The 26,695-nt window shown below is 31.3% G+C and carries 26 protein-coding genes; 7 read left to right on the top strand and 19 right to left on the bottom strand.

Annotated features, from left to right (window positions below; genetic code table 11):
- Positions 1-17: 17 nt before the first annotated feature.
- The 3 genes from Q4528_RS09690 to Q4528_RS09700 are packed head-to-tail and all read right to left on the bottom strand — an operon-like array spanning position 18 to position 2,040.
- Positions 18-548: an acyl-CoA thioesterase gene (locus tag Q4528_RS09690; RefSeq protein ID WP_017637847.1), complete on the bottom strand. Its 531-nt coding sequence runs from the start codon at positions 546-548 to the stop codon at positions 18-20.
- 54 nt (positions 549-602) lie between these two features.
- Entirely contained in the window at positions 603-1,844 is a 1,242-nt protein-coding gene (locus Q4528_RS09695) for an aminopeptidase (RefSeq protein WP_046467434.1), read from the bottom strand.
- A 13-nt stretch (positions 1,845-1,857) separates the two neighbouring features.
- Complete coding sequence (locus Q4528_RS09700; protein ID WP_037555624.1) at positions 1,858-2,040, bottom strand: DUF1128 domain-containing protein; 183 nt, start codon at positions 2,038-2,040, stop codon at positions 1,858-1,860.
- 161 nt (positions 2,041-2,201) lie between these two features.
- On the opposite strand from Q4528_RS09700, the gene Q4528_RS09705 reads away from it, so the two are divergent.
- From Q4528_RS09705 to Q4528_RS09715, 3 genes are all read left to right on the top strand, one after another.
- A complete protein-coding gene (locus tag Q4528_RS09705; protein ID WP_303521374.1) occupies positions 2,202-2,666 on the top strand; it encodes a low molecular weight protein-tyrosine-phosphatase in 465 nt (154 codons plus the stop codon).
- Between the two features lie 4 nt (positions 2,667-2,670).
- A complete protein-coding gene (locus Q4528_RS09710) occupies positions 2,671-2,955 on the top strand; it encodes a hypothetical protein (RefSeq protein WP_046467433.1) in 285 nt (94 codons plus the stop codon).
- A gap of 282 nt (positions 2,956-3,237) precedes the next feature.
- Positions 3,238-4,476 (top strand): YihY/virulence factor BrkB family protein, encoded by a 1,239-nt coding sequence (locus Q4528_RS09715; RefSeq protein WP_017637852.1) that lies wholly within the window; start codon positions 3,238-3,240, stop codon positions 4,474-4,476.
- 88 nt (positions 4,477-4,564) lie between these two features.
- Here the strand turns inward: Q4528_RS09715 and vraR are convergent, their stop codons facing one another.
- The 5 genes from vraR to map form a co-directional block, all read right to left on the bottom strand.
- Complete coding sequence (vraR, locus tag Q4528_RS09720) at positions 4,565-5,194, bottom strand: response regulator transcription factor VraR (RefSeq protein WP_017637853.1); 630 nt, start codon at positions 5,192-5,194, stop codon at positions 4,565-4,567.
- Positions 5,184-6,227, bottom strand: a complete 1,044-nt coding sequence (gene vraS / locus Q4528_RS09725; RefSeq protein ID WP_017637854.1) for a sensor histidine kinase VraS — start codon at positions 6,225-6,227, stop codon at positions 5,184-5,186. The genes vraR and vraS overlap by 11 nt, the downstream gene beginning before the upstream one ends.
- Positions 6,224-6,925 carry a cell wall-active antibiotics response protein VraT gene (vraT, locus tag Q4528_RS09730; protein WP_017637855.1) on the bottom strand — a complete coding sequence of 234 codons (702 nt, stop codon included), beginning with the start codon at positions 6,923-6,925 and terminating at the stop codon, positions 6,224-6,226. The genes vraS and vraT overlap by 4 nt, the downstream gene beginning before the upstream one ends.
- A gap of 14 nt (positions 6,926-6,939) precedes the next feature.
- Complete coding sequence (locus Q4528_RS09735; protein ID WP_017637856.1) at positions 6,940-7,326, bottom strand: DUF2543 family protein; 387 nt, start codon at positions 7,324-7,326, stop codon at positions 6,940-6,942.
- A gap of 150 nt (positions 7,327-7,476) precedes the next feature.
- Positions 7,477-8,232: a type I methionyl aminopeptidase gene (gene map / locus Q4528_RS09740; RefSeq protein ID WP_017637857.1), complete on the bottom strand. Its 756-nt coding sequence runs from the start codon at positions 8,230-8,232 to the stop codon at positions 7,477-7,479.
- Between the two features lie 165 nt (positions 8,233-8,397).
- Between map and Q4528_RS09745 the strand changes: the two genes are divergently transcribed.
- A complete protein-coding gene (locus Q4528_RS09745) occupies positions 8,398-9,384 on the top strand; it encodes an FUSC family protein (protein ID WP_303521377.1) in 987 nt (328 codons plus the stop codon).
- Between the two features lie 385 nt (positions 9,385-9,769).
- On the opposite strand, the gene gatD is transcribed toward Q4528_RS09745, so the two are convergent.
- Entirely contained in the window at positions 9,770-10,495 is a 726-nt protein-coding gene (gatD, locus tag Q4528_RS09750) for a lipid II isoglutaminyl synthase subunit GatD (RefSeq protein WP_046467432.1), read from the bottom strand.
- The gene (gene murT, locus Q4528_RS09755) at positions 10,495-11,808 is read right to left on the bottom strand and encodes a lipid II isoglutaminyl synthase subunit MurT (RefSeq protein ID WP_017637860.1); all 1,314 of its coding nucleotides are present in this window, start codon (positions 11,806-11,808) and stop codon (positions 10,495-10,497) included. Before murT ends, gatD begins: the two co-directional genes overlap by 1 nt.
- Positions 11,809-12,002: 194 nt before the next feature.
- Between murT and ftnA the strand changes: the two genes are divergently transcribed.
- Both ftnA and Q4528_RS09765 read left to right on the top strand, forming a co-directional pair.
- Positions 12,003-12,503 (top strand): H-type ferritin FtnA, encoded by a 501-nt coding sequence (gene ftnA / locus Q4528_RS09760; protein WP_017637861.1) that lies wholly within the window; start codon positions 12,003-12,005, stop codon positions 12,501-12,503.
- A 338-nt stretch (positions 12,504-12,841) separates the two neighbouring features.
- On the top strand, positions 12,842-13,393 hold the full coding sequence (locus tag Q4528_RS09765; RefSeq protein WP_017637863.1) for a 3'-5' exonuclease: 552 nt from the start codon (positions 12,842-12,844) through the stop codon (positions 13,391-13,393).
- A 31-nt stretch (positions 13,394-13,424) separates the two neighbouring features.
- On the opposite strand, the gene dinB is transcribed toward Q4528_RS09765, so the two are convergent.
- From dinB to gatC, 7 genes are all read right to left on the bottom strand, one after another.
- Positions 13,425-14,495, bottom strand: coding sequence for a DNA polymerase IV (gene dinB, locus Q4528_RS09770; RefSeq protein WP_303521379.1), 1,071 nt, complete (start codon positions 14,493-14,495; stop codon positions 13,425-13,427).
- A gap of 140 nt (positions 14,496-14,635) precedes the next feature.
- Positions 14,636-15,178: a DUF3267 domain-containing protein gene (locus Q4528_RS09775; RefSeq protein ID WP_017637865.1), complete on the bottom strand. Its 543-nt coding sequence runs from the start codon at positions 15,176-15,178 to the stop codon at positions 14,636-14,638.
- Between the two features lie 144 nt (positions 15,179-15,322).
- Positions 15,323-16,684: a 23S rRNA (uracil(1939)-C(5))-methyltransferase RlmD gene (gene rlmD / locus Q4528_RS09780; RefSeq protein ID WP_046467431.1), complete on the bottom strand. Its 1,362-nt coding sequence runs from the start codon at positions 16,682-16,684 to the stop codon at positions 15,323-15,325.
- A 78-nt stretch (positions 16,685-16,762) separates the two neighbouring features.
- Positions 16,763-17,734 carry a diacylglycerol kinase gene (locus tag Q4528_RS09785; RefSeq protein ID WP_046467430.1) on the bottom strand — a complete coding sequence of 324 codons (972 nt, stop codon included), beginning with the start codon at positions 17,732-17,734 and terminating at the stop codon, positions 16,763-16,765.
- Positions 17,735-18,254: 520 nt separating this feature from the next.
- Positions 18,255-19,682 (bottom strand): Asp-tRNA(Asn)/Glu-tRNA(Gln) amidotransferase subunit GatB, encoded by a 1,428-nt coding sequence (gene gatB, locus Q4528_RS09790; RefSeq protein ID WP_017637868.1) that lies wholly within the window; start codon positions 19,680-19,682, stop codon positions 18,255-18,257.
- A gap of 12 nt (positions 19,683-19,694) precedes the next feature.
- Positions 19,695-21,152 (bottom strand): Asp-tRNA(Asn)/Glu-tRNA(Gln) amidotransferase subunit GatA, encoded by a 1,458-nt coding sequence (gene gatA, locus Q4528_RS09795; protein ID WP_017637869.1) that lies wholly within the window; start codon positions 21,150-21,152, stop codon positions 19,695-19,697.
- Position 21,153: 1 nt separating this feature from the next.
- Entirely contained in the window at positions 21,154-21,456 is a 303-nt protein-coding gene (gene gatC, locus Q4528_RS09800; protein WP_002452273.1) for an Asp-tRNA(Asn)/Glu-tRNA(Gln) amidotransferase subunit GatC, read from the bottom strand.
- A 423-nt stretch (positions 21,457-21,879) separates the two neighbouring features.
- Between gatC and putP the strand changes: the two genes are divergently transcribed.
- On the top strand, positions 21,880-23,418 hold the full coding sequence (gene putP / locus Q4528_RS09805) for a sodium/proline symporter PutP (protein ID WP_303521386.1): 1,539 nt from the start codon (positions 21,880-21,882) through the stop codon (positions 23,416-23,418).
- 58 nt (positions 23,419-23,476) lie between these two features.
- Here the strand turns inward: putP and Q4528_RS09810 are convergent, their stop codons facing one another.
- Positions 23,477-24,679 (bottom strand): CamS family sex pheromone protein, encoded by a 1,203-nt coding sequence (locus Q4528_RS09810; RefSeq protein ID WP_046467428.1) that lies wholly within the window; start codon positions 24,677-24,679, stop codon positions 23,477-23,479.
- A gap of 9 nt (positions 24,680-24,688) precedes the next feature.
- A complete protein-coding gene (gene ligA / locus Q4528_RS09815; protein WP_303521390.1) occupies positions 24,689-26,695 on the bottom strand; it encodes an NAD-dependent DNA ligase LigA in 2,007 nt (668 codons plus the stop codon).

Consider the following 26,695-nt stretch of genomic DNA (forward strand, 5'->3'; position numbering starts at 1 on the left):
TCTAAATAAGCTTTTATCTAATTTTCAATATGTTGAATTTTAGATAAATACTCAATAGTGTTTTTACTTTCATCACGTCGTTCTTTGCGACGAGCGACACGTTGAGGAGCTGTTTCATGGAACCATTTTTCAACTTTATCTTCTGGATAAACTTGAGGAACGCGTACAGGTTTACCATTCTCATCTAAAGCTACAAAGGTTAAAAAGCTAAGTGCAGCTAATTTACGTTCTCCTTCAAAGACATCTTCAATAATAATTTGCACACAAATTTCCATTGAACTACTACCCGTATAAGAAACCATTGCTTCGTATGAAAGGATGTCCCCATTCTTGATTGGTAATAAGAAATCTACTGAATCTGTTGAGGCAGTTACTACTGAATTACCAGCATGTTTCACAGCAGTAATTGCTGCAATTTCATCTACATTTGCCATTAAAATACCGCCAAACATCGTATGAAGATGATTAGTATCTTGTGGATACACTTGACTTGTTTTAATACTTTTAGATTCAGACATTGCTTTTTTATTTACTTGTTCTTTAGTCATTCATATCTTCCTATCTCTCTATGAAATTTCCCTACTGTACTTGGTATTTACGACTTATTTTGCCCAATTTCCGTTTTCGAAAACGAGTTCTTTTGAGCCATCTTCTAAAATACCATAAATGGTTAAATCAGCACTACCTATCATGAAATCTTCATGAACATTTGAATCATTTAAACCACTTGCAATTTTTTCTTCAGTTGTCATTTCAGTTCCACCTTTAATGTTGAAACCGTAAGCAGATCCTAACGCTAGATGACAGGATGCATTTTCATCAAATAACGTATTATAAAAAATAGTGTTTCTATTTGAAATTGGAGAATCATCTGGTACTAGTGCTACTTCTCCCAATCTACGTGCACCTTCATCTGTATTTAATAAATCTTTTAAGACATCTTCGCCCTTTTCTGCTTTAAAATCAACAACAACTCCATCTTTAAATGTTAAAGTGAAACCGTCAATGATATTACCGTTAAAGCTTAATGGTAATTTATTTGTTACATAACCATTTACATTATTTCTATCTGGCGCTGTGAACACTTCTTCTGTAGGGATATTAGCAATAAATGCTTGTTGATTTCCATTTACATAGCTAGTAGCATCTTCCCATATATGTCCCTGTGGTAACCCTACAACTAAATCTGTACCTTCAGAAATATAATGTAACGCTTTATATTGTTTATCTTGCATTCTTTTAGCATGTTTACTTAAATTACTTACATGTGTTTTCCAATTTTCTACAGGGTCATTACCATCTACTCTTACTATATCAAACACTTCTTCTATAAATGTTTCATAAGCTTCTTCTACTGATTTATCAGGGTATACTCTTTGAGCCCATGCTTTTGATGGAAATGCTGCAACCACCCAAGGAAATTGATTTTTTTGGCTTGCTTCCATATATCCTTTATAACCTTTGGAATATTGCAATTGAAATGCTTTCAATTTATTAGAATCAATACCATTTAATAAATCTGGGTCTTCAGTTAATATTGCAAGGTTAGCAGCGCCTCTTTCTACATAATCCATACGTGCATTAACATCATAAGATTTAACTTCATTATTCTCAAAATGGTCTACAGTTTCGTATTCAAATTTCATACGTTTTAATTTTGGGTCTGAATAATCGACTCTTACATCTGATGCACCAGCTTTATATGACTCTTCTACAACTAGATGAGTTAATTCTAAAGCTTCGACAGATGAGCGTATAAATACTGGCTGTTTTTCTTGAACATTCATGCCTACTTTAACTAGTAGTTTGGCATACTGTTTCAATTTTTCTTGGTAGTTACTCATTTAGACTCCCCCTTTATTGTCTTAATTCTCCTAGTGCATCTGCAATAGCAGTCACTTCGCTAGGTGAAAATGAATCTTTTGAAGTTACAAATTGATGTATTTCTTTAATTTCATTTTGATCAGCATCTTTAAATTTATCAGGATCAATAAGCGCTTTATTAACTATATTTAACTTTTGTCTTATTTCGGTAATCATTTCTTCATTTGTAGTTGCCAAACTTCTCACCTCTTTACCTTAGTATTCTATCAAACTAACATAATTTATGGAACTTTAATAGAATTTGAAAAAATTTGCTTTCTAATTGTTTGAAGAACCAGTAAAATGGGGATATAATTACATAGTTTGGAGGAATTAATATGATAGACGTAGCTTTCGTATGTCTTGGTAATATCTGCCGTTCTCCAATGGCTGAAGCAATCATGAGACAAAGACTACAAGACAGAGGTATAACTGGTGTCAAAGTTCACTCTCGTGGCACTGGAAAATGGAATTTAGGTGAGCCCCCTCACGAAGGGACTCAAAAGATTTTAAATACACACGGCATTCCATTTGATGGTATGATTAGTGAACTTTTTGAACCAACAGATGATTTTGACTATATTATTGCAATGGATCAAAGTAATGTAGAAAATATTAAAGCAATTAATCCTAGCATAAAAGGACAATTGTTCAAATTACTAGAATTTAGTAATATGAAAGAAAGTGATGTACCTGATCCATATTACACTAACAATTTCGAAGGTGTTTATAAAATGGTACAATCATCATGTGATAATTTAATTGATTACATCGTCAAAGATGCAAATTTGAAAGAGGGGTAAAATTATGGAAAACAAATTCATTCCTGGAGTATTATTAGGCGCTGTTATCGGTGGCGTAGCAACATTAGCTGATAAATCAACTCGTAATTCTTTAAAACAATCATTCTCAAATGTTAAAGAAGGTAAAAAATCTCAAAAACCTTCTAAAGTAAGTAGCATTAAAGATGAAGTTATGTACTGGAAAGATGTTATCGAAGAAATTCGTCGTAATAACCCAGAGTTAGAACGTTCTATTAAAGATGCAAAAGATACTTTTGTTAATAAAAAAAATGAACGTATTGGAAAATAATAGTTAATTATTAGATGAATTAGAATTTTGTAATAATAAATCACTATTTCTTAATTAACTATTCAAATAGAGTGAAGATATTCAATAACTGTTATCCCACTCCATTGAAACGGGGGTGAGTTTAGAGGTTGAGCTATTAAATGATTTTTAGCTTATTGGTAACTAAAATTAGTCTCCAATAACCAAAAATTAACTCAACTTCATCTCACTCCCTTTCTTTACAATTTTAATTAAATTAAAATGTGTTTAAATATAATATTCAAATTATTAAAGGAGATTGTTATGTCAAAGAAAGAAAAAACAAGTTCCAACTTCCTTAATTCTGCTAAAGAATATGAAGATAACAAAGATCAACAAAATAGTGATAACAAAATTAAAGTCGATCGTACATACATTGAACCTCAAGAATTTCAATCTAAGACACCAAAAAAGAAGAATCAGGTATTCTTCCTTTCAAGATTAAATAAACCTGCAAAGTATACTAAAGATTCGAACTTTTTCTCTTATTTGGTATATAGAATTGGTAAGGACGATGCATCAGGTTTAGCAGCTCAAATGACATATCACTTTGTTCTTGCTATGTTCCCTATGCTCATCTTCTTATTGACTTTATTACCAGTTTTTAATATCGATCAAAGTCGTATTACTGATATGTTAAGTAGTGCACCATCAGAAACATCATCAATTATTAAAAGTGTTATAGGCGATGTTACTAAAAATTCAAGTGGCGGCTTGCTATCTGTTGGTCTGATCTTAGCAATATGGTCTGCATCAAATGGTATGACTGCCATTATGAATTCATTTAACGTTGCTTACGATGTTGAAGATAGCCGAAATGGTATTTTACTTAAGCTTTTAAGTGTAGTATTTACTATTGTAATGGGATTTGTATTTTTAATAGCTATGGCTTTACCTACACTTGGTTCTGCTATTAGCCATTATTTATTCGGTCCATTAGGTTTAGACTCACAAATTAAATGGATATTTACTTTACTTAGAGTGGTATTACCTCTAATCATTATTTTACTATTATTTATAGTATTGTATTCGGTAGCACCTAATGTTAAAACTAAATTTCGTTCAGTATTACCAGGTGCAATATTTACATCAGTCATTTGGTTACTAGGTTCATTTGCATTTGGATGGTATATTTCTAACTTTGGTAATTATTCTAAAACTTATGGTAGTATCGCTGGTATTATTATTTTACTAATCTGGTTATACTTAACAAGCTTTATTATTATCATTGGAGCAGAAATTAATGCTATCATTCATCAACGTAATGTAATTAAAGGCGAAACACCTGAAGAAGCTGCTTTAAAACATGATGATAACAACCAAAATCATTATAATGAAGATACAACTTATGAATATAATGATAACCGTGAATTAGGTTCACAAGAAGATTATAATATCGATAAAGATGCTAAAGATAAGTACCAAGAAGATCAAAGTACAATTAAAGATAAAATTGTAGATAAATTTAAAAATAATGATTCAGAAGAAGATAAAAATTCTTAATTATTATATTAAAGGCCAAGACGGATTGATGTTTATCAACCGCTTGGCCTATTTGTTTGTGAAATTTTATATAATAAAATAACTATCTTTATTGGATAAGATTATGTTGAAATGCATAAATTACAGCTTGTGTTCTATCTTGTACTTCTAATTTACTTAATATATTACTAACATGTGTTTTAACAGTTTTAATTGTAATATGTGAAGCACTGGCAATTTCCTGATTGGAATAACCTTTTGCAATTAATAATAAGATTTCCATTTCTCTTTCTGTTAACATTTCGTATAATTCTGCGCGTTTTTTCATTCTATTTCGCATTTTCACTAATACTTCTGGTTCAAAAACAGATTCACCATTATAAGTTTTACGAACCGCTTCAGCTATATCACTTGCACTAGTTGTTTTTAAAATATAACTATCTACACCTGCATCTAAAGCACGATAAACTTCTTTATCTTCAATAAAACTTGTTAACATTACTACTTTAATTTGCGGTAAATCTTTTTTTATTTCTGTTGTAGCTTCTACACCATCCATATCATCCATTAGTAAATCCATCAATATTAAATCGGGTTGCAATTCATGCGCTTTAGCTATTGCATCTTTACCAGATTCTCCTTCACCTACTACTTCAATGTCGGATTGTGTTGATAAATAACTTGATATCCCTATCCTTACCATTTCATGGTCATCTACAAATAATACTTTAATCGCCATAAGAATCCTCCTTGTTCAATGGGGCTTTAACTTCTATACGTGTTCCGGAATCAGGTAACGAAACGATATGGAATGTAGCACCAATTTCTAATGCACGTTCTCTCATATTTTTTAAACCATAGCTTTGTTCCAATTTTTCATCAACATTAAACCCTTTACCATTATCTTGTATACGTAATAATAAATAATCTTGCTTATTAAATAGTTCAACCGTCACTCTAGTGCCATTAGAATGTCTTAATGTATTTGAAATAGCTTCTTGAGTAATTCTAAATAAATGATCTTCGATACCTTTAGGAACTTTAAATTCTTGTATTTCATGTACAACTTTCATCGGAACTTTCTTTTGAAGATCTATAACTAAATCTTTAATTCCTTCACCTAAGGACTTATCTTTCAACCCTAGAGGTCGTAAATGTAATAATAAAGCTCTCATTTCAAGTTGTGAATCTTGTACCATTTTCTCTAAAACTGGAATTTGTTGGTCTAATGGGGGTTCTAATTTAGTTTCTTTAATCGCTGATAACATCATACTCGCAGCGAATAATTGTTGACTTACTGAGTCATGTAATTCTCTAGCTAGACGTTGTCTTTCGTCTTCAATAATCTTTTTAACTTTTACATCGTTCATGTTGTAGTTTTCATTAGTTAAGTTTTGTGTTTTCATTCTTAATCGATGTAATTCCTGATTTAATGGTACAAGTGTATGATATATTTCCAGCGTTTCACTATATAATTCAATATTTTGGTCATTGATACCAACTGTTTCACCTTCAATAGATCGTTCTATTTGAGAATTAATCCAGTCATTCTGTTGATTAATTTTATAAGCTAAAACGGAACCTACAATGATACATAATAATATCACGATGATGTTTAAAAATAAGAATACAGGTATGCCAAAAATCTGTGTATAGAACATACCTTGAAAATAGATGATGTTAACAAATACTTTATCAATAAATAAAAATGCGGTTAACATACTATACGTTAAAATGAGCATAGAGCCTATTGCTCTTATATAGTGATTCATCTATAAATCACCTCTACGTCTCCAATAAATGTTGATACGTAGACATTGACAGTGTAATTTTCTTCTTTAGTTTTCTCTTCAACATGTATATTATTATTCTCTATTTTATATGATTTTTCATTAACATATGCTGATCCATAAAATGCAGCTGCATGTATATTGATATTATAATTTAATGGTACGATCACTTGTACCTTACCTAATATATGTCTAACAACAATAGTATTATTATCTTTGATATTTGCTGCTTTTGTTAAATCAATATGAATGTCACCAATTCCATGTTGAATTTGGACATCTTCCCATTTATATACATAGACAGGTGTTCGTTGTTCTCCAAACCATTTCTGTTTAATGAATGCTGGAGATGACACTTCCTCTTCTGTTGCCGTTACTTTTAATGGTTTGAATTTAAAAATTAAGTATCTAACAATTAGCAATAATAAAAATATAAATAAAATGATAATCGTATATTTATTAGACAATAAAGTGAAAGCGATTAATAGTGCACCGATCCAAAATGCAAGCAAGCCCCTCACTTTATGAAAATATATATATCCTACATAAACTAGCACGCATCCTAATAGTAAAACGAGTAGGAACCCTATCTTTTCAAAGAATATATAATAAAAATTAGCAATAATCATTAATGCTGTAAAAACTATCAACAATTCTGTTGATATATATTTATGGGTCATGGTTCGCCACCTTTCTATGCCACAGCACTCATATAATGAATTAAATGACACTCTTTTTCAATAGTCATTTTTTCTTTTGTCTGTTCACTTATTTTAGTTTCTATTTGTGCATAATAAGCCTCAATATGATTTAAGTAATTTCTTAATGCTGCAATTTCATGATCATGTACTTCTTCTGCACATTGGATATTATATAAATCTGCTATATCTATATATTTATTTTCTAATGCTAAAGATATACTGTCAATTAACTTTTTGAGCTGTGCTCTCTTCCCATTTAAATATGCTATATAACTTTCAATACTTTTTATTTTTTTATCTAGTTTCATTTTATATTCATCGATATTATATCTTAATGACGATTTAAAAATGTGATTTAAATAATTCTCCATATAATTCATAGAACCACCTCATCATTGATTAGGTTCTATTATAAAACAATTCCGAAACCTTAAGTAATAGGCTCCGGAACCATATCGTATTAGTCCTTTAGTCCTAGATTAAATCATAATCATTTACTTTAATTATTTAAGGACTGTCTTAATTTTATATTAATTATCTATTTTTGTTGTTAGTAAAGGACCATCTTTAGTAACAATGACAGTATGTTCAATTTGAGCAACATAACTTTTATCACTTGTTTCAAATGCCCATTCATTTTTACCTTCAGTTACAAACGTAGCTTTAGATGAAATAAATGGCTCAACTGCAATGACAAGTCCTTCTTTTAATAATGTTTTATCTTTTGGATCATAGTAGTTCATGACATGATTAGGTGCTTCATGTAATGATTGACCTACTCCGTGACCTGTTAAATTCTTAATAACTGTTAAATCATTTTGACGCGCAGTTGCATGAACTGCTTTACCAATATTACTTAATTTCGTGCCTGGTTTCACTTTAGCCATTGCATTTTCAAATGCCATTGTCGCTACATCACATACCTTTTGTTTTAAAGGATCTGATGCTTCACCTACAACAAATGAAATGCCTGTATCAGCATAAAATCCGTTTTTTAGTGCTGATACATCAATATTAACTAAGTCACCTTCACGAATAATACGTTTCCCTGGAATACCATGAGCGACTTCTTCATTCACACTAATACATGTTTGACCTGGGAAGTTTTCGTCATGAATTGGTGCAGATAATGCGCCATGTTCTTCAAACAATTCTTTTGCAATATTGTCTAATTCTTTAGTTGTAATGCCTGGTTTAGTTTCAGCTTGCATTGTATCTCTTACTTTAGCGCAAATATATCCAATTTCTTTTAGAGCTTGTAGTTCTTCATCTGTTTTTACAATCATTTTTATCCCGTTCCTTTATATTTATATTCTATCTTATTATAGCAAAAATTTTTTGATATACTAAATATGAATGCATTATAAAGTATTTATTTTGTTTGTATAAGAAAGAGAATTTGAAAAAGCGATCTACGTTTTAAAAATTCCCTTTTTAAGGGGGACAACAACTTGAATGAAAAATGGTATAAACATATTATTGGTGCACGTACAATTAAGACAGGCTTAGCAACCTTCTTTACTACTGTGTTTTGTATGTTATTAAACTTAACACCAATTTTTGCCATATTAACAGCAATCGTAACCATAGAGCCTACTGCTAAAGCATCTATTAAAAAAGGCTATCGTCGTTTACCAGCTACAGTTATTGGAGCTTTATTTGCTGTTGTATTTACATTTATTTTTGGGGATCAATCACCGTTTGCATACGCCTGTAGTGCAACGTTTACGATATTGGCTTGTACTAAATTAAATCTACAAGTTGGTACAACAGTTGCTGTTTTAACTTCAGTTGCTATAATACCTGGTATACATGAAGCTTATGTATTTAATTTCTTTTCACGTTTATTAACTGCTTTAATTGGACTTGTTACTGCAGGACTTGTAAATTTTATGATTTTACCGCCTAAATACTATAGTCAATTAGAAGATAATCTATATAGATCTGAAGATAAAATGTATGACTTATTTAACCAACGTTGTCATGAGTTACTACTTGGACGATTTCAATCTGATAAAAGTAATAAAAAAATCATTCAAATTAGTAACTTAAACCAAAAAATTGACTTATTAACTGGATATCAACGTGATGAACTTACTTATCATCAAAATAAAGCCGAAGATTGGAAAAAGCTTAATAAACTAACTAGTAGGGCTTATACTAATAGATTATTAATGACACACCTAGCCAATATTATTTATTTACCTAAAGATGCCTATGTATTCTTTACTCCAGATGAAAAGTTAGCAATATTAAAAATAAGTACAAGTATTAGCCACATTCTATGTGATGGTACATTTAAGCGTGAACGTAAATCAGCTTCAACTTTAAAATCTTCAGTAAAACAACTTGAAGAATTCGATCAGAATCAAATTAAAAGTCATCTTATATATGAAATTTTATTAATCTATAAAATATTAGATCATCGCTATGCGTAAAAAATATTTTCAAATGAAAGAGACTGGGACATAAATCCTAGAAAAATAGCCAGTCAATGAGTTTATCCAAAAAACTCATTGACTGGCTTCTTTATTTATAATACTTCGTATTATCGGCTCGCTTTCTTAGGGGACAGCTTCAGCCTGTAGTCTTCAGCTTGTCCTGTTCCCTTAAGAGTCTCGCCAAAATACATCGAATTTATATGTAATTTTACATCAAAACACTTTAAAAAATAAGGCCCTTTCGTATAATTTAATAAACATCACTAAACTAAATTAACGAGGTGCCTTATGTATAAAGATTATAACATGACTCAACTTACACTACCAATGGAAACTTCAGTTCTTATCCCCACAAATGATATGTCACGACATGTTTTAATACTTATTTATTTTTGTTTGCACGATCAATTAAAACTTGTTTAGCCGCTTCTTCTTCTGTGTTGTCTAATTGTTTTGGTTCAAATGGAATACCTTTTCTTTCACAGGCTTTCTCTAATAGGTAATCAGTGATTTCATGATTTTTAGGTAAAATCGGACCATGTAAATATGTTCCTAATAAGTTCTTATAATGAATACCTTCTTGTCGATCTGTATCATTATTACCGTATCCATGTGTCACATGTCCTAAAGTACCAAAATTATGGAATGTTCTACCGCCATGGTTTTCAAATCCTACAATTGTACCAAATGTATCACTTTCTATAATAATATCTCCAGTTAAGCGATTTTCTTTGGATTCAGTATAAAAGTCTAAAATGCCTAAACCATCAAGTTCTGTCCCATCAGGTGTAATATATTTTGTTCCTAAAAATTGATAGCCACCACAAATTGTCAGACCTGGCATACCATCTTCAATTGCTTCTTTCAGTGGTGTTTTAATTTTACTTAATTGTTTCGTTGCTAGTGATTGTTCACGATCACTTCCCCCACCGATAAAGAAGATATCACAGTCATCAAATGTAACATTGTCTGTTTCATTGATTTCAACAACTTTAAGCTGAATACCACGTTTTTTAGCTCTCATTTTTAATGCGATAATATTACCTATATCGCTATATAAGTTTAATTTATCAGACATAAAATGATAAATTGTCAATTCATGCTTCATTATGATTGTCCTCCTTCAAAAGAACGATTCAATTGTTCTAGCATTGGTGATAATGAAGTATAGTTTGGAATGGCAACAGTAAATCCTGTGTAATCCATTGTTTTAGCAGTTGCTTTATAAATATCTCTTTCAAGTACTACTGGAACATCTACTTCTGCTAATTTCAATCTTAATTGTAATTCTTCAGCACGATTTCCTGTTACTATGATAGCTTCTATATCTTGATTACTTAACTTCTCAAAATCAGCATCATATATCCAAGAAGTGTCTCGACCATCTGCAGCATTGTCATTTAAACTAATAACATACACTTTACGTCCTTCTAATTGTTCACCTACTGATAAGCTAGCATTCATTCCAGCTGGATTTTTCGCTAAGTTAATCATTGCTTCTTTTTGGTTCAATGAGAAGTATTGCATACGTCCATTGTCAGAGGTATATGTTTCAAAACCTTTTTGAATAGATTCATCATTTAAACCAAGTTCTCTTAAAACAGTATATGCTGCTAGCGCATTATAAGCATTAAAATCCCCTGCTATTTTCATATTAAATGACGTTTCACCAATATTTAATTTAAGGAATGGTGAAGTTTCAAATGAAGTCACTTCATATTTAGGTTGTTCACGCTTAAATCCGCATTCACAATGATAATGACCGATTTGATTGTAATGGATATAATCGTATTCAAGTAAACGACCACAATTTGGACAATATCTACTTTCGTTCATAGTACTTTGTTCAAATTCATGTGCGTGTGCTTTCATGCCATAATAAACACGTGTTTCACTAGCAATTTTAAGACGACTAACAAACGGGTCATCGGCATTTAATAATAATTTGATACCTTTATCGCTAATTGATTTAGCAATATTGTTAACCATGATGTCTATTTCACCAAATCTGTCCATTTGGTCTCTAAAGAAGTTGGTAAATACCATCATTGACGGCGTTACTTCTTTAAGTACTCGTGGTATTGATCCCTCATCTATTTCAATAATTGCAATTTTTGTTTGCTTTGTTGTTTGCATAATAAAGGCGGATGTAATTCCTGCTGCCATGTTCGCACCTTCATTGTTATGGATAATATCGATATGATTGGCTTTTAATGTGTGTCCAATTAAGTTAGATGTCGTCGTTTTTCCGTTAGTACCACTAATAAATACAATATCATCTACTTGTTCGGCTAATTTTCTTAATATATTTTGATCGACTCTACGTGCGATTTGACCTGGTAAGTCAGTTCCATTTTTACCCACGGCTCTACTTGCCTTACGCGCTAACTTCGCTAAATGGGTTGCAGTCCATTGTCTCATTTGTTTCCTCCCTATTACTATTCACTCGCATAATTATAACACGCAGAGGGTATAACTAAAAAGATTCTCAATTAAAAAGATAAAAATGCACCCTAGATTATAATAATTATTATTTACGAATGAGAATAAGTTTGTTATACTCAGTTTAGTTAGTAAGGAAAGTAATTAAATTATTTAATATGAGGTGAATAAAAATGTTAAACAAAGAACTTTTAGATGCATTAAATGAACAAATGAATCATGAGTATTTTGCTGCTCACGCATATATGGCGATGGCATCTTATTGCGATTCAGAATCATATGAAGGTTTCGCAAATTTCTACATTCAACAAGCAAAAGAAGAAAGATTCCATGGTAAAAAAATCTATGACTACATTAATGATCGTGGTGGTCATGCTAAATTTACAGCATTACCAGCACCTAAAGTTGATTTCAATTCTATTTTAGAAACATTTAAAGATGGTTTAGCTCAAGAACAAGATGTTACAAAACGTTTCTATAATTTATCTGAAATTGCACATAGAGAAAAAGACTACGCTACTATTTCATTCTTAAATTGGTTCTTAGATGAACAAGTTGAAGAAGAATCAATGTTTGAAACACACATCGATTATTTAAATCGTATCGGCGACGATTGCAATACTTTATATCTTTATGAAAAAGAACTAGCAACACGTTCATTCGACGAAGAATAATACAATTAGGTTTTATTGAACTCTAAAAGTTATTTTTTAATAGTTGAATAATAACTAAAAGGTTTGTTTCCTAACTTATTTAGGAGACAAACCTTTTCTTTTTTGAGGAGGTTGTGGTGCTTTCCTTATTACTTCTTTAATTGGTTGTTCTACATAAGTGATATGTGTCATTTTGGTATAGACCATCTATTCATCCTTATCCTATTTTAATAAGTATTAACTCAGCTCAATCTCTAATTGAAAATATTTTTGTGAAATCTGATTTATTATGATTTATACTCATTTTGATGTAAAGTAAATGATATTAGTCATGTATTAAAGGAGTTGTCATATACAAAATGAAAAATGCATTTGTTGCGTTGGACTTTGAAACTGCTAACGGTAAACGTACCAGTATCTGTTCAGTAGGTATGGTCAAAGTCATTGATAATAAAATTACAGAATCATTCCATACATTAGTTAATCCAAATGATTACTTCTCAGAACAAAATATTAATGTTCATGGTATTCACCCTGAAGATGTAGTCTCTTCTCCTGATTTCGCTTATGTATATCCATATATGATGCAATTTATAGAGGAACTTCCCGTAGTTGCACATAATGCAGCATTTGATATGAATGTATTGCATCAAAGTATTCAATCAATTGGTTTAGAAACACCCCATCTTACCTATTTCTGTTCATATCAATTGGCCAAACGCACGGTTCAATCTCACCGATATGGATTGAAACATATGATGGATTTTTATAAGTTAGATTTTCATGGTCATCATGATGCATTAAATGATGCTAAAGCTTGTGCTATGATTACATTTCGATTATTAAAACACTATGATGATTTGTCTAGTATGTTAAATATTTATGGTAAAGATTTAAAAGATAAAGGCTAATAATGAAGTATTTTACTTACATTACTAGCCTTTATAAAAAGTCATATATTGTCATATTTCGATAAGCTGATTGCTCTAAATTTCCTACTGTTACACCAATTAATCGGATTGGTATATCAGGATCTTTTAATTCTGTATAAAGCGTATAAGCAATATTATATATATCAGTCTCTGAATTAACTGGATCTCTTAGACTTGTCTGCTTTGAGAGTGTTTCATATTGGTATGTTTTAATTTTAACTGTCACCGTTTTTCCGGATTTTTGTAATTTATTAAGTCTCTCTGCTGTTTTCCCTGATAATTCCCAAACCTTTCTCAAGATTTCATCATCATCATTTACGTCTGTTGCAAAAGTACGTTCAGTTCTAACTGACTTACGTATTCTTGTAGCTTTCACCTCATTGTAATCTATACCTCTTGCCTTATTATATAGACCTCGTCCTCTCTTACCAAATAAACGTATTAATTCAAACTCATCCTTATTATATAAATCTTGCCCTGTAAAGATATTATTATTATGCATAACCTTTTCAGACGCTTTACCTACTCCTGGAAATTCCCCTATGTCCAAATTCATTAATATATCGTGAACGTTGTTATAATCTATCACTGTAATACCATTGGGTTTATTCATACCACTTGCTAATTTAGCTAAAAATTTATTATAAGAAACTCCTGCTGAAGCAGTTAATTCTGTTTGTTCTAAAATATCTCTTCTAATGAAATTAGCAATTGTTGACGCAGGTAAATCCGGTCTAACTAGATGTGTTATATCTAAATACGCTTCATCTAATGACATAGGTTCAACTATTTCAGTATAACTACGAAATATATCCATTATTTGTTTAGATGCTTCTCTATATGCATCAAATCTACTCGTAACATAATAACCATTCGGGCATAATTTATGCGCTTGAGACATGGGCATAGCTGAATGTACACCGTATTTTCTTGCTTCATATGATGCTGTGGAAACCACACCCCTATTACTTGCTTTGCCACCGACGATCACAGGTTTTCCTTTTAATTTTGGATTATCTCTCATTTCAACTTGTGCAAAAAAGTAATCCATATCAATGTGTATAATCCTTCTTTCTTCCATGTATTCACCGCCTTTCGTTCACTATTGTCTATTACTCTCATTATAAATTGTAAGACAACATTTCACGAACTTCATGCTTTGTTTTACAAAACAAAAATACCACCTCCTCAAATTAGAGGGGCGGTATTATACCTTTTTCATTATTCATGATGCATTTCATTAGGTTTATGTTGGTATAAATATAAACCTTCATCGTATTTTTGAATATATTTAAATTTACTAGCAAGTGCAAGGGAAACTAATAAAATATCAAATACACAATAACCAACGTGAATACTAAACATAAATATTAATGATGAGTAGGCATATGTGCTAATAAGTACTAACAATATAGAACTAATGATAATTAATGGAGCTAACATGATTATGCTAAATTGCCATCTATTAAAGCAACTTTCAGTATATTGCAATATCATTGTTCCCTTTTTATATTTCAATTGAGGCTTTTCACCTTTAGAAAATAAAATGAATAAAATATGATGTATAAATTCATGAACAATTAATAAAATCACAAATCCCGCAAAACCATAAACTAGATTTAATAAAATATTTTGTTCTATAATATGAGTTATTTTGTAAGCCCATTTATATGTAAATAAAATAACAAACATAACTAGTACTATTTGCATTAATACAAAACGACGTAAGTTTATTTTATCTGGAAACAAATCAATTTTATGCACAACCAACCCTCCATTTATCTCTAAATTTAACATTAGTATACAACGTTTAATAGCGATACTAAAGCTATTTTCAAGAAAGTAAGTTGCTTGTAATATAATTTTAATAATCGTCTTTATATAGCAATCAACAATAGTTAAAACAGACTATTTTCTTTCAAATAATGCAACTGTTTCTATATGAGTCGTTTGTGGGAACATATCTACTGGAGTAATTTCTTTCAAATCATATTGTTGACTAAGTAATTGTGCATCACGTTGTTGTGTAGACGGATTACAAGAAATATATACAATACGCTTAGGATTTAATTCTAATAACGTTTTAATGAAAGTTTCATCGCAACCTTTTCTTGGTGGATCGACCATTACTACATCTGGTCTTATTCCTTCTGCTTTCCATTTTAGAATAACTTCTTCTGCTTTCCCACAGACAAAAGTTGTATTTTCTAATTGGTTTATAGTCGCATTTTCTTCTGCGTCTTTGATTGCAGATGGTACGACTTCCACACCATAAACGTGCTTAGATTTTCCTGCCATATATAAACCAATTGTTCCTATACCACAATACGTATCCAAAACAATTTCATTGCCCGTTAACTGAGCGTATTCTAATGCTTGGTTATATAGTTTTTCAGTTTGATGTGAATTAATTTGATAGAAAGATTGATCGCTAATATTAAATGTTATTTCACTTAGCTTATCTTCAATTTCATCAGTACCATAAAGTGTAATAGATTTACGCCCCATAATAACATTTGAATGTGCATCGTTGATATTTTGTTTAATACTTGTTACATTGGGATGCAATTTAACTAACGCTTCTACTAATTGATTGGCTTGTTTGAATGCTTTGCCATTAGTAACTAATATAATCATCATTTGATTTGTATAATGACCTGTTCGTACAACCAAATGACGTAGTAAACCTTTTTTAGTCTTTTCATTATAAACACTGATATTAAGTTCAGATATGAGTTGTTTTACATCATTCATAACTTGTTGATGTTTCTCATCTTGAATTAAGCAACTATCCATGTCAATAATGTCATGGCTACGTTGGCGGTAAAACCCCATTTTAGGTTTTTTATCATTATTTAAACCAATTGGTATTTGTGATTTATTTCTATATCTCCACGGGTCTTCCATTCCAACAGTATCGTGTATAACTGTATCGTTAAATGACCCTTTTCGATGAAATAAATTGATGACTTGCTCTTTTTTCATTGTGAGTTGCGCTTGGTACGTCATATGCTGAAGCTGGCATCCGCCGCATTTATCATAATAAACACAAGGGGGTTCTACACGAGAATCACTCTCTACAATTACATTCAGAAGTTTACCTATCGCAAAATTTTTCTTCACTTTAATAATTTTGTATTCTATTGTTTCGTTAATTAAGGCATTAGGAACAAATATAGGATATCTATCAATTTTGACAACACCATGTCCTTCATGAGTTAAATCTAACACTTGGCCTGTTTTTATTTCATTTTTCTTTAATGTTTCCAATTTCTTTCCCCCACATATGAAAAGGCTAGGACATGTTATTTTTACTATCCTAACCTTGTGTTAATTTCATATTTATTATTATTTGTCTTCATTCTGTTGATGATCTTCTGATTTTAACTGTGGTGTTACTGTTGGTTGATCAATTAATTCTTCATTATGAATGTCATGAGGTGTAAATACATCAATATGTCGTTCTAAATTCAAGAAGTTTGCTGGTAATTTACCACCATATTCGCCATCAACATTAAGTTGCATATCTGTAAACGATGAAATATTGATTGATTTTGCTTTTTCATATATTACTTTAGGATGTTTTGTATGTTCGCCTCTTGATGCTAAGGTCATGATATGCCCTAATTCTGCTAGGTTAGCTTTTTCAACAATAATTAATGTGTAATAACCATCGTCTAATTTTGCATCAGGAACTAATTTTTCAAATCCTGCCATAGAATTTGTTAAACCTAATAAGAATAATAATGCTTCACCTTGAAAGACTTTATCATCATATTCAATGCGTAAGTCAACTGCCTTCATTTGTGGTAACATTTCGAATCCTTTAATGTAATAGGCAAATGATCCTACGATTGACTTTAATTTACTAGGTGTTTCATATGATACCTGTGTAAGTTGGCCACCTGCTGCTAAATTGATAAAATAACGATTGTTCATTTTACCGATATCAACTTTAGTACTATGACCTTCAATAATCACATCTAAGGCACCCATAATATCATTTGGTAAATGTAAGGCACGTCCAAAATCATTTACTGTACCCATAGGTATAATACCCAATCTAGGTCTATTAGGTTGTTCTGCAATACCATTTACAACTTCATTTAAGGTTCCATCCCCACCAGCAACAATTAAGATATCATAATTGTTATCGAGTGCACGTTCTGCTTCAAGAGTCGCATCACCTTCACGCTCTGTTGCATAGGCACTAGTTTCATATCCAGCTTTTTCTAATTTTATTAAAACATCAGGTAACATTCGTTTAAAAAGTTCTTTACCAGATGTCGGGTTATAAATAATTCTTGCTCGTTTTCTCATATCATATCCCTCGACTTCATATACTCATATTCAATATTAAATGATTTACTCACGAGTTAAAAGTATTTTTTAGAAAAACTTGGTACTTTAGTACCTTAGTTTTTCTTATGCATTAGCTTTAGCTAAGGCGTTCCTCTATTTTCTTAGCAATTTATTGCTTAGAAGTTCTTATGCATTAGCTTTAGCTAAGGCGTTCCTTAGCGTTCCTTAGCTTTCCTGGTACTTTAGTACCTTAGTTTTTCTTATGCATTAGATTCATCTAAGGCGTTCCTCTATTTTCTTATGCATGAACTTTAATTCAAATGTTATTTTATGTACCTAATAGCTTTAACTATTAGGTAAGTCATACTAATTTTGCTTTGCAAAAAAGTATGGCTTTGTATGAATGAACTTTAATTCAGTCGTTCTTATATATATCTATTAACTAAGTCATCACTCTTCATTCTACAAAAAGAAACACTAAAAAACTCCTACAACAATTAGTTTACACTAATCGTTATAGGAGCAAAAATCAAACCTATTATCTTTTATCTAATTCTTGTTTTAATAATTGATTTACTTTTTGAGGGTTAGCTTGTCCTTTTGAAGCTTTCATAATTTGTCCAACTAAGAAGCCCATTGCTTTACCCTTACCATTTTTATAATCTTCGACTGATTGTGGATTATTATCTAATGCTTCATTAACAAATTTTAATAAAGTTGCTTCGTCAGAAATTTGAACTAAGCCTTTATCTTCCATAATTTGTTTAGCGTCTCCACCGTTTTCAGCTAATTCTGGGAAGACTTTTTTAGCAATTTTACTGCTCATTGTTCCGTCTTCGATTAATTTAATCATACCTGCTAAGTTTTCTGGAGTTAATTTAGTATCTAGTAAATCAACTTGATTTTTGTTCAAGTATTCGTTTACGCCACCCATTAACCAGTTTGAAGTTAATTTTACATCTGCTCCATGTTCAATTGCACCTTCAAAGAAATCAGACATTTCTTTTGTAAGTGTTAATACATGTGCATCATATTCGGGTAATCCTAAATCATTAACATATTTAGCTTTACGTTCATCAGGTAATTCTGGAATAGTTTGACGAACACGTTCTTTCCACTCATCATCAACATATAAAGGTACAATGTCTGGTTCTGGGAAGTAACGATAATCGTCAGATCCTTCTTTTACACGCATTAAAATTGTTTTACCAGTTGATTCATCAAAACGACGTGTTTCTTGGCCAATTTCTCCACCATTTAATAATTCTTCTTCTTGACGTTTTTCTTCATACTCTAAACCTTTACGAACATAGTTAAATGAGTTTAAGTTTTTCAATTCAGCTTTTGTACCGAATTCTTCTTGACCATAAGGACGTAAAGAAATGTTAGCATCACAACGTAATGAACCTTCTTCCATTTTACAGTCAGATACGCCAGTATATTGAATGATAGAACGTAATTTTTCTAAATAAGCATATGCCTCTTGTGGAGAACGAATATCTGGTTCAGACACAATTTCAATTAATGGTGTACCTTGACGGTTTAAATCAACTAATGAGTAACCATCTTTATGTGTTGATTTACCAGCATCTTCTTCCATGTGTAAACGAGTAATACCAATACGTTTCGTTTTTCCGTCTACTTCGATATCAATGTACCCATTTTCACCAATTGGTTCATCAAATTGAGAAATTTGATATGCTTTTGGATTATCTGGGTAGAAATAGTTTTTACGGTCAAATTTAGAATTAGTTGCGATATCCATATTTAAAGCCATTGACGCACGCATTGCCCAATCTACTGCTCTTCTATTTACAACAGGTAATACACCAGGGTATGCAAGGTCAATTACATTAGTATTTGAGTTAGGTTCTGCTCCAAAATGCGCTGGTGATGGAGAGAACATTTTTGAGTCTGTTTTTAGCTCAACGTGAACTTCAAGTCCGATAACTGTTTCAAAATGCATTATTTCCACTCCTTATAATTTTTCATAAGCGTCATGTAAGTTGAATTGTGTTTCATATTGGTATGCAACACGATATAACGTCTTTTCATCGAACGGTTTACCTATAAATTGTAATCCAATTGGGCGTCCGTTTGATTGTCCACAAGGAACAGAAATACCTGGTAAACCTGCTAAGTTAACTGGTGTTGTTAATAAGTCATTAGCATACATTGTCAATGGATCGTCAATTTCGTCACCTAAATCAAATGCAGTTGTTGGTGCTGTTGGTCCTACTACAACATCATAATTTTCGAACACTTTATCAAAATCATTTTTAATTAAAGTTCTAACTTTTTGTGATTTTTTATAATAAGCGTCATAATAACCTGAACTTAATGCAAATGTACCTAAGAAGATACGGCGTTTCACTTCATCACCGAAACCTTCTGATCTAGACATTTTGTATAATTCTTCAAGTGATTGTGCTTCTTTTGAATGATAACCATAACGAATACCATCAAAGCGAGCTAAGTTAGCTGATGCTTCTGAAGATGCAATTACATAATATGATGGTATACCATATTTAGTATTTGGTAATGATACTTCTTCTACTTCAGCACCTAGTGATTTTAATGTTTCTACAGCATTTTTAACTGATTTTTTAACATCTTCACTAACACCTTCACCTAAATATTCTTTAGGTAAAGCTACTTTTAAGCCTTTAATATCTTTACCAATTTCAGAAGTGAAGTCTACATCATCAACTGGTGCACTAGTAGAGTCATTAGCATCTATTCCAGAAATTGCTTCTAAAACTAAAGCATTATCTTTAACATTACGTGTTAATGGTCCAATTTGGTCCAATGAAGATGCGAATGCAACTAGCCCAAAACGTGATACACGACCATAAGTTGGTTTCATACCTACGATTCCACAGTATGAAGCTGGTTGACGAATAGAACCACCAGTATCTGAACCTAAACTAAATGGTACTAATCCTGCTGCTACAGCTGCTGCTGAACCACCAGAAGATCCACCAGGTACAGCTGAGTGATCAAATGGATTTACAGTTTTCTTGAAATAAGATGTTTCTGTTGAACCACCCATCGCGAATTCATCCATATTTAATTTACCAATTAATACAGCATTTTCATTATGCAATTTGTTCATAACTGTAGATTCATAAATTGGTACAAAACCTTCTAACATTTTGCTTGCACAAGTAGTTTCTAAATCTTTTGTGATGATATTATCTTTAATTCCCATTGGGATACCAAATAACTTACCTTCCATTTGGTCTTTCTCTTGTAATTCATCTAATTCTTGTGCTTTTTTCATTGCGTTTTCTTTATCTAAAGCTAAGAAAGATTTAATTGTTGGATCTGTTTCTTCAATTGCATCATAAATATCACTAACTATTTGTGATGGCTTAATTTCTTTATTTTTAATTAAAGTTAATAAATTCTCAACAGACTCATAGCGAATACTCATCTTAAGCGTCCTCCTCATTCATGATGGCTGGAACTTTAAATTGTCCATTTTCAGTTTCTTTTGCATTTTTTAATGCTAATTCTTGAGGAATGCCCTCGATAGCTTTATCTTCACGTAATACATTTTGTAAATCTAATACATGATATGTTGGTTCTACACCTTCTGTATCAGCACTATCATTTTGTTTAGCAAAATCTAAAATACTTTCTAATGTATTGGCCATTTCATCCGTTTCTTCAGGAGAAATTTGAAGTCTGGCTAAATTAGCTATATGTTCAACTTCTTCACGTGTTACTTTAGTCATTAAATAAAAGCCTCCTTATTACTCATTCATCACTAAATTGTATCAAATATTCATTTAAAAATCTAAGCATTTATTGATTGAGAGTAATTTAAATAACTCATTTCATATCTTAGGTTGATATTTATTCAAATATTGGAGTGAAATAAACTCGAACCACATCGATTGTTAATTGTGTTTTTGTTACTTATTTATAAATAAAAGCATATTTATTAAAAAAATATCACTAAGTATATCTTTGGTTACATTATTATGCATAATTAATAAACAATAAACAACACACATTTATTAAAGTACCCTCTTTATATAAAGCATTTAAAGTTGATTAAAAACAAAATTTTATTTTTTCACTTTTCTAAACATTTAACTATAATGTGTAATATTACATGTGACACAAATAAATACTTATATAAGGGAGTGTTTAAAATGCTATATTTGGGGACAGCACTTAATCAGCAAGTGAATGCAAATTGGCAAACCTATATTATGATTGCCATTTACTTCATTATTTTACTTATTATTGGGTTTTATGGTTACAAACAAGCTACTGGTAATTTAAGCGAGTTTATGTTGGGCGGTCGTAGTATAGGACCTTATATCACTGCATTATCTGCAGGAGCTTCTGATATGAGCGGTTGGATGATTATGGGGTTACCGGGGTCGGTATATAGCACTGGTTTATCTGCGATGTGGATAACAATTGGATTAACACTTGGCGCCTATATCAATTATTGGGTCGTTGCACCTAGGTTAAGAGTTTATACAGAAATAGCGGGAGATGCTATCACCCTTCCAGATTTCTTTAAAAACAGATTAAATGACCAACAAAATATCATTAAAATTATTTCAGGTTTAATTATTGTTATATTTTTTACGTTATATACGCACTCTGGATTTGTTTCAGGTGGAAAGTTATTTGAAAGTGCGTTCGGCTTAAATTATCATTATGGATTAATACTTGTAGCTATTATAGTAATTTTCTACACTTTCTTTGGAGGATACTTAGCCGTATCAATTACAGACTTTTTTCAGGGTGTTATTATGCTAATCGCCATGGTTATGGTACCAATTGTTGCGATGATGCAGTTAAATGGTTTAGATACTTTTAGTAGAGTTGCTGAAATGAAACCTACTAATATGGATATTTTTAAAGGGACAACAGTATTTGGAATTATTTCGTTATTTTCATGGGGCTTAGGCTATTTTGGACAACCTCATATTATCGTACGTTTTATGTCTATTAAATCACATAAATTATTACCTAAAGCAAGACGTCTAGGTATTAGTTGGATGGCTATCGGACTTTTAGGAGCAGTAGGCGTTGGATTAACAGGTATTGCATTTATATCAGAAAGAAATATAAAAATGGAAGATCCAGAAACGTTATTTATTATTATGAGTCAAATTTTATTCCACCCACTTGTTGGCGGATTTTTACTTGCTGCAATTTTAGCAGCCATTATGAGTACTATTTCTTCACAATTATTAGTTACTTCAAGTTCTTTAACCGAAGATTTTTATAAACTTATTCGCGGTGAAGAAAAAGCAGCTACTCATCAAAAAGAGTTTGTAATGGTTGGTAGATTATCAGTATTAATTGTTGCCATTATTGCAATTGTCATTGCGTGGTACCCAAATGACACTATTCTTAATTTAGTTGGTAATGCATGGGCTGGCTTTGGTGCATCATTTAGCCCGTTAGTATTATTTTCATTATATTGGAAAGATTTAACTAGAGCTGGTGCAATTAGTGGAATGATTAGCGGAGCATTGGTAGTTATTATTTGGATTGCTTGGATTAAACCTCTAGCTTCTATCAATGAATTATTAGGTATGTATGAAATCATTCCTGGATTTATAGTAAGTGTCATCGTTACTTATGTCGTAAGTAAATTAACAGCTAAACCAGGTGACTTTGTAAATAACGATTTAGCTAAAGTGAAACAAATTGTTAAAGAAAAATAGAAACGAATATATTAGGGTCCGAGAACTTTATATCTCGGACCCTAATTTTTAGTTAAATTTAATTATGGTAAATGTGTACTTCTGGTTCTTTATCGTCTTTATTTTTACTAATCAATGCGCGCGGATTATTACCATCTTTAATTCTAATTTCATATTCATCTATATTATCAAAATATTTCTTAGCCTGTTCTGTAACATATTGAGTAATACCAATTGTCTCAGCTTGACCGTAATAATCTATTGGTAAGTCAACTGTTAATTGTTTTGCTTTTTTATCAACAAATTTTACTTTACCTACTGCTTGAGTAAAGTTAGAAAAGTAAGATTGTAAATTATCATTAAATTGTTTGAAATTATTATTTAATGATTCATCATAGTCAGCCGCTGTTGAAGATGGTAATAGAGCAGTTTTTTCATTGATTGATTTCCAATCATTGATTTTAGTTTGACCATCATCTGCAGTCGCACCTGCTATAAATTCTCCAGGTGTGATAGATTCCTGACTACTTTGTTTATATATAGCGAAGTGAATTGGAATATCTTTTAAATCACTGTTTTCTCTTAATCTTGATAACATTTCACTTGCCATTGCCTTACCTTGCTTTTCTATTTGTTTGTCATCTAATTTTTTACTATAGGTTTCACCGTCTTTTTCCTTTTGGTAATAATATTTGCTATTCATTGCTAAACCAATCGTCATACCTTTAATGTTCTTACCTTTTGAATCGCTATTACCATAGAAATCTTGTTCTAAAATATTGGATAAATATGCTGGTGACTTTTCTGCTATTTTAGTTGGATCTGTTTCCCCTTGGTGAGAAGGATTAAGCCCTAAGTTTTCATTAGCTTTTTTCTTTTTCTTTTCCTTCTCACTCATGTTATCTATTTCTTTTTTAGTATATTTAGGATCCAAATATGCATTAATCGTTTTTTTATCTAAAAATTGTCCATCTTGATATAAGTATTTATCTGTTGGAAAGACTTCTTTACTTAGTTCTAATAGTCCAGATTCGAAACCTTCACTATTATAACTATTTGCCATATTATCTTGTAAAAGGCCACGTGACTGACTTTCTTTAAAAGGCAAAATAGTACGATAATCATCGCCTTGAACATTTTTATCCGTAGCTACTTGTTTCACTTGTGATGAATGACTATCTTTTGATTGATTTGTGTCTTGATCTGACTTTTTATCTTTATCATTACTGCATGCGGTTAGAATAAAAATTGTCGAGATAAGTAAAATTATTGTTCTCTTCATCGACGTACCTCACTCATTATTGATTTCCTTTTGTTTTATCGCAAATTCATCTTCAGTCCAAATTTCTGTTCCAAATTTTTCAGCTTTAGTTAGTTTAGAACCTGCATCAGCACCAGCAATAAGTAAATCTGTACTTTTGGTTACACTATTAGTTACTTTGGCACCTTGCATTTGTAACCATTGTGATGCTTCATTACGTGTCATTTGTTCTAATTTACCTGTTAATACAATCGTTTTACCACTAAATTCTGGATGCCCTTCAATTTCTGTTGTTTTGACACCTTTGTATGTCATATTAACATTTTTATCTTTTAGTTTTTGAATTAATGCACGAATATCTTCATTATCTAAATAGGTAACAACAGATTGAGCTAACTTATCGCCTATATCATGGATGCCTACCAGTTCTTCCTCTGTTACTTCAATTAGTCGATCCATTGTTTCATATTTCTCGGCTAATACTCTGCTTGCTTTAACCCCAAGATGTCTAATACCTAAACCAAATAATAAATGTTCTAGAGATTGTGATTTTGCTTTATGAATTGCTTCAAGTAAATTTTCAACTTTTTTACTTCCCATGCGATCCAGTGGTAATAAATCGTCTTCAGTTAAATAGAATATATCAGCAACATCTTTAATTAAATTATTTTCATAAAGTTGTTGAATAATCTTAGTTCCTAATCCGTCTATATTCATTGCTTGGCGAGATACAAAATGAATTAGTCCTTCGATGAGTTGTGCCTGGCATTTAGGATTAATACATCTTAAAGCTACTTCCCCTTCTATCCTTACAAGTTCATGATTACAACTTGGACAATGTGTTGGCATATGATAAGTTTTGGCATCATCAGGTCGACGATCTAAAATACTTTTTACAACCTCTGGAATAATATCGCCAGCCTTTTTGATGACTACGCTATCTCCAATTCTTATATCTCTTTCATGAATTAAATCTTCATTATGTAATGAAGCTCTTGAAACTGTAGTTCCCGCTACTCTTACTGGTTCAAGTATCGCGGTTGGTGTTACAACGCCCGTTCGACCTATACTTAACTCAATGTCCAATAGTTCAGTTACAACTTCCTCAGCAGGAAATTTATATGCAATAGCCCAACGTGGAGATTTTTGAGTGAATCCCATCTCGTCTTGTTGTTCTAAGTCATTCACTTTAATGACAATGCCATCTATATCATAAGATAATTTTTCTCGCTGAGCTGTCCATTTTTCAATATATTTCAGAACGCCATCTATATCAGATACTCTTTCACGTTCATGATTAGTTTTAAAACCTAATTGATCTAATTCATCTAAGGCGCCACTTTGAGTTGTCGCTTCAAAATCAGTAAAGTCATTAATGCTGTATAAGAAAACACTTAATTTTCTTTTAGCTGCTAATTTAGAATCTAATTGTCTTAATGAACCTGCTGCTGCATTTCGAGGATTAGCAAAAGGTTGTTCACCGTTGTTTTCCTTTTCTTCATTTAAATTCATAAATGATTGTCTTGGCATATATGCTTCTCCACGCACCTCAAAATTTAAGGGTTCTTTAATTTTTAATGGAATAGCATGTATCGTTCTTAAGTTTTCAGTAATATCTTCTCCAGTTGTACCATCTCCACGAGTTAAACCTTGTACAAAACGGCCATTTTGATATTTTAATGATACAGCTAAACCATCAATTTTAAGTTCACACATATATTCTACTTTACCTATATTATCACGTATACGTTGATCAAATTTTCTTAAATCTTCTTCATTAAAAGCATTCCCTAAACTTAGCATTGGTGTATCATGACTTACCTTTTCAAATGTAGATTGAGCTTCTCCTCCCACTCTAACTGTAGGTGAATCTGATATTTTATATTCAGGGTGTTCTTCTTCTATATGAATAAGTTCATGTAATAATTTATCGTATTCACTATCAGGAACTGATGGATTATCTTGAACGTAATACTCGTAACTATATTGATTTAATAAATCATGTAATTCATTTACACGATTTTGCATATCATTCAT

The sequence above is a fragment of the Staphylococcus pasteuri genome, assembly GCF_030547725.1.
Taxonomy (GTDB): Bacteria; Bacillota; Bacilli; order Staphylococcales; family Staphylococcaceae; genus Staphylococcus; species Staphylococcus pasteuri.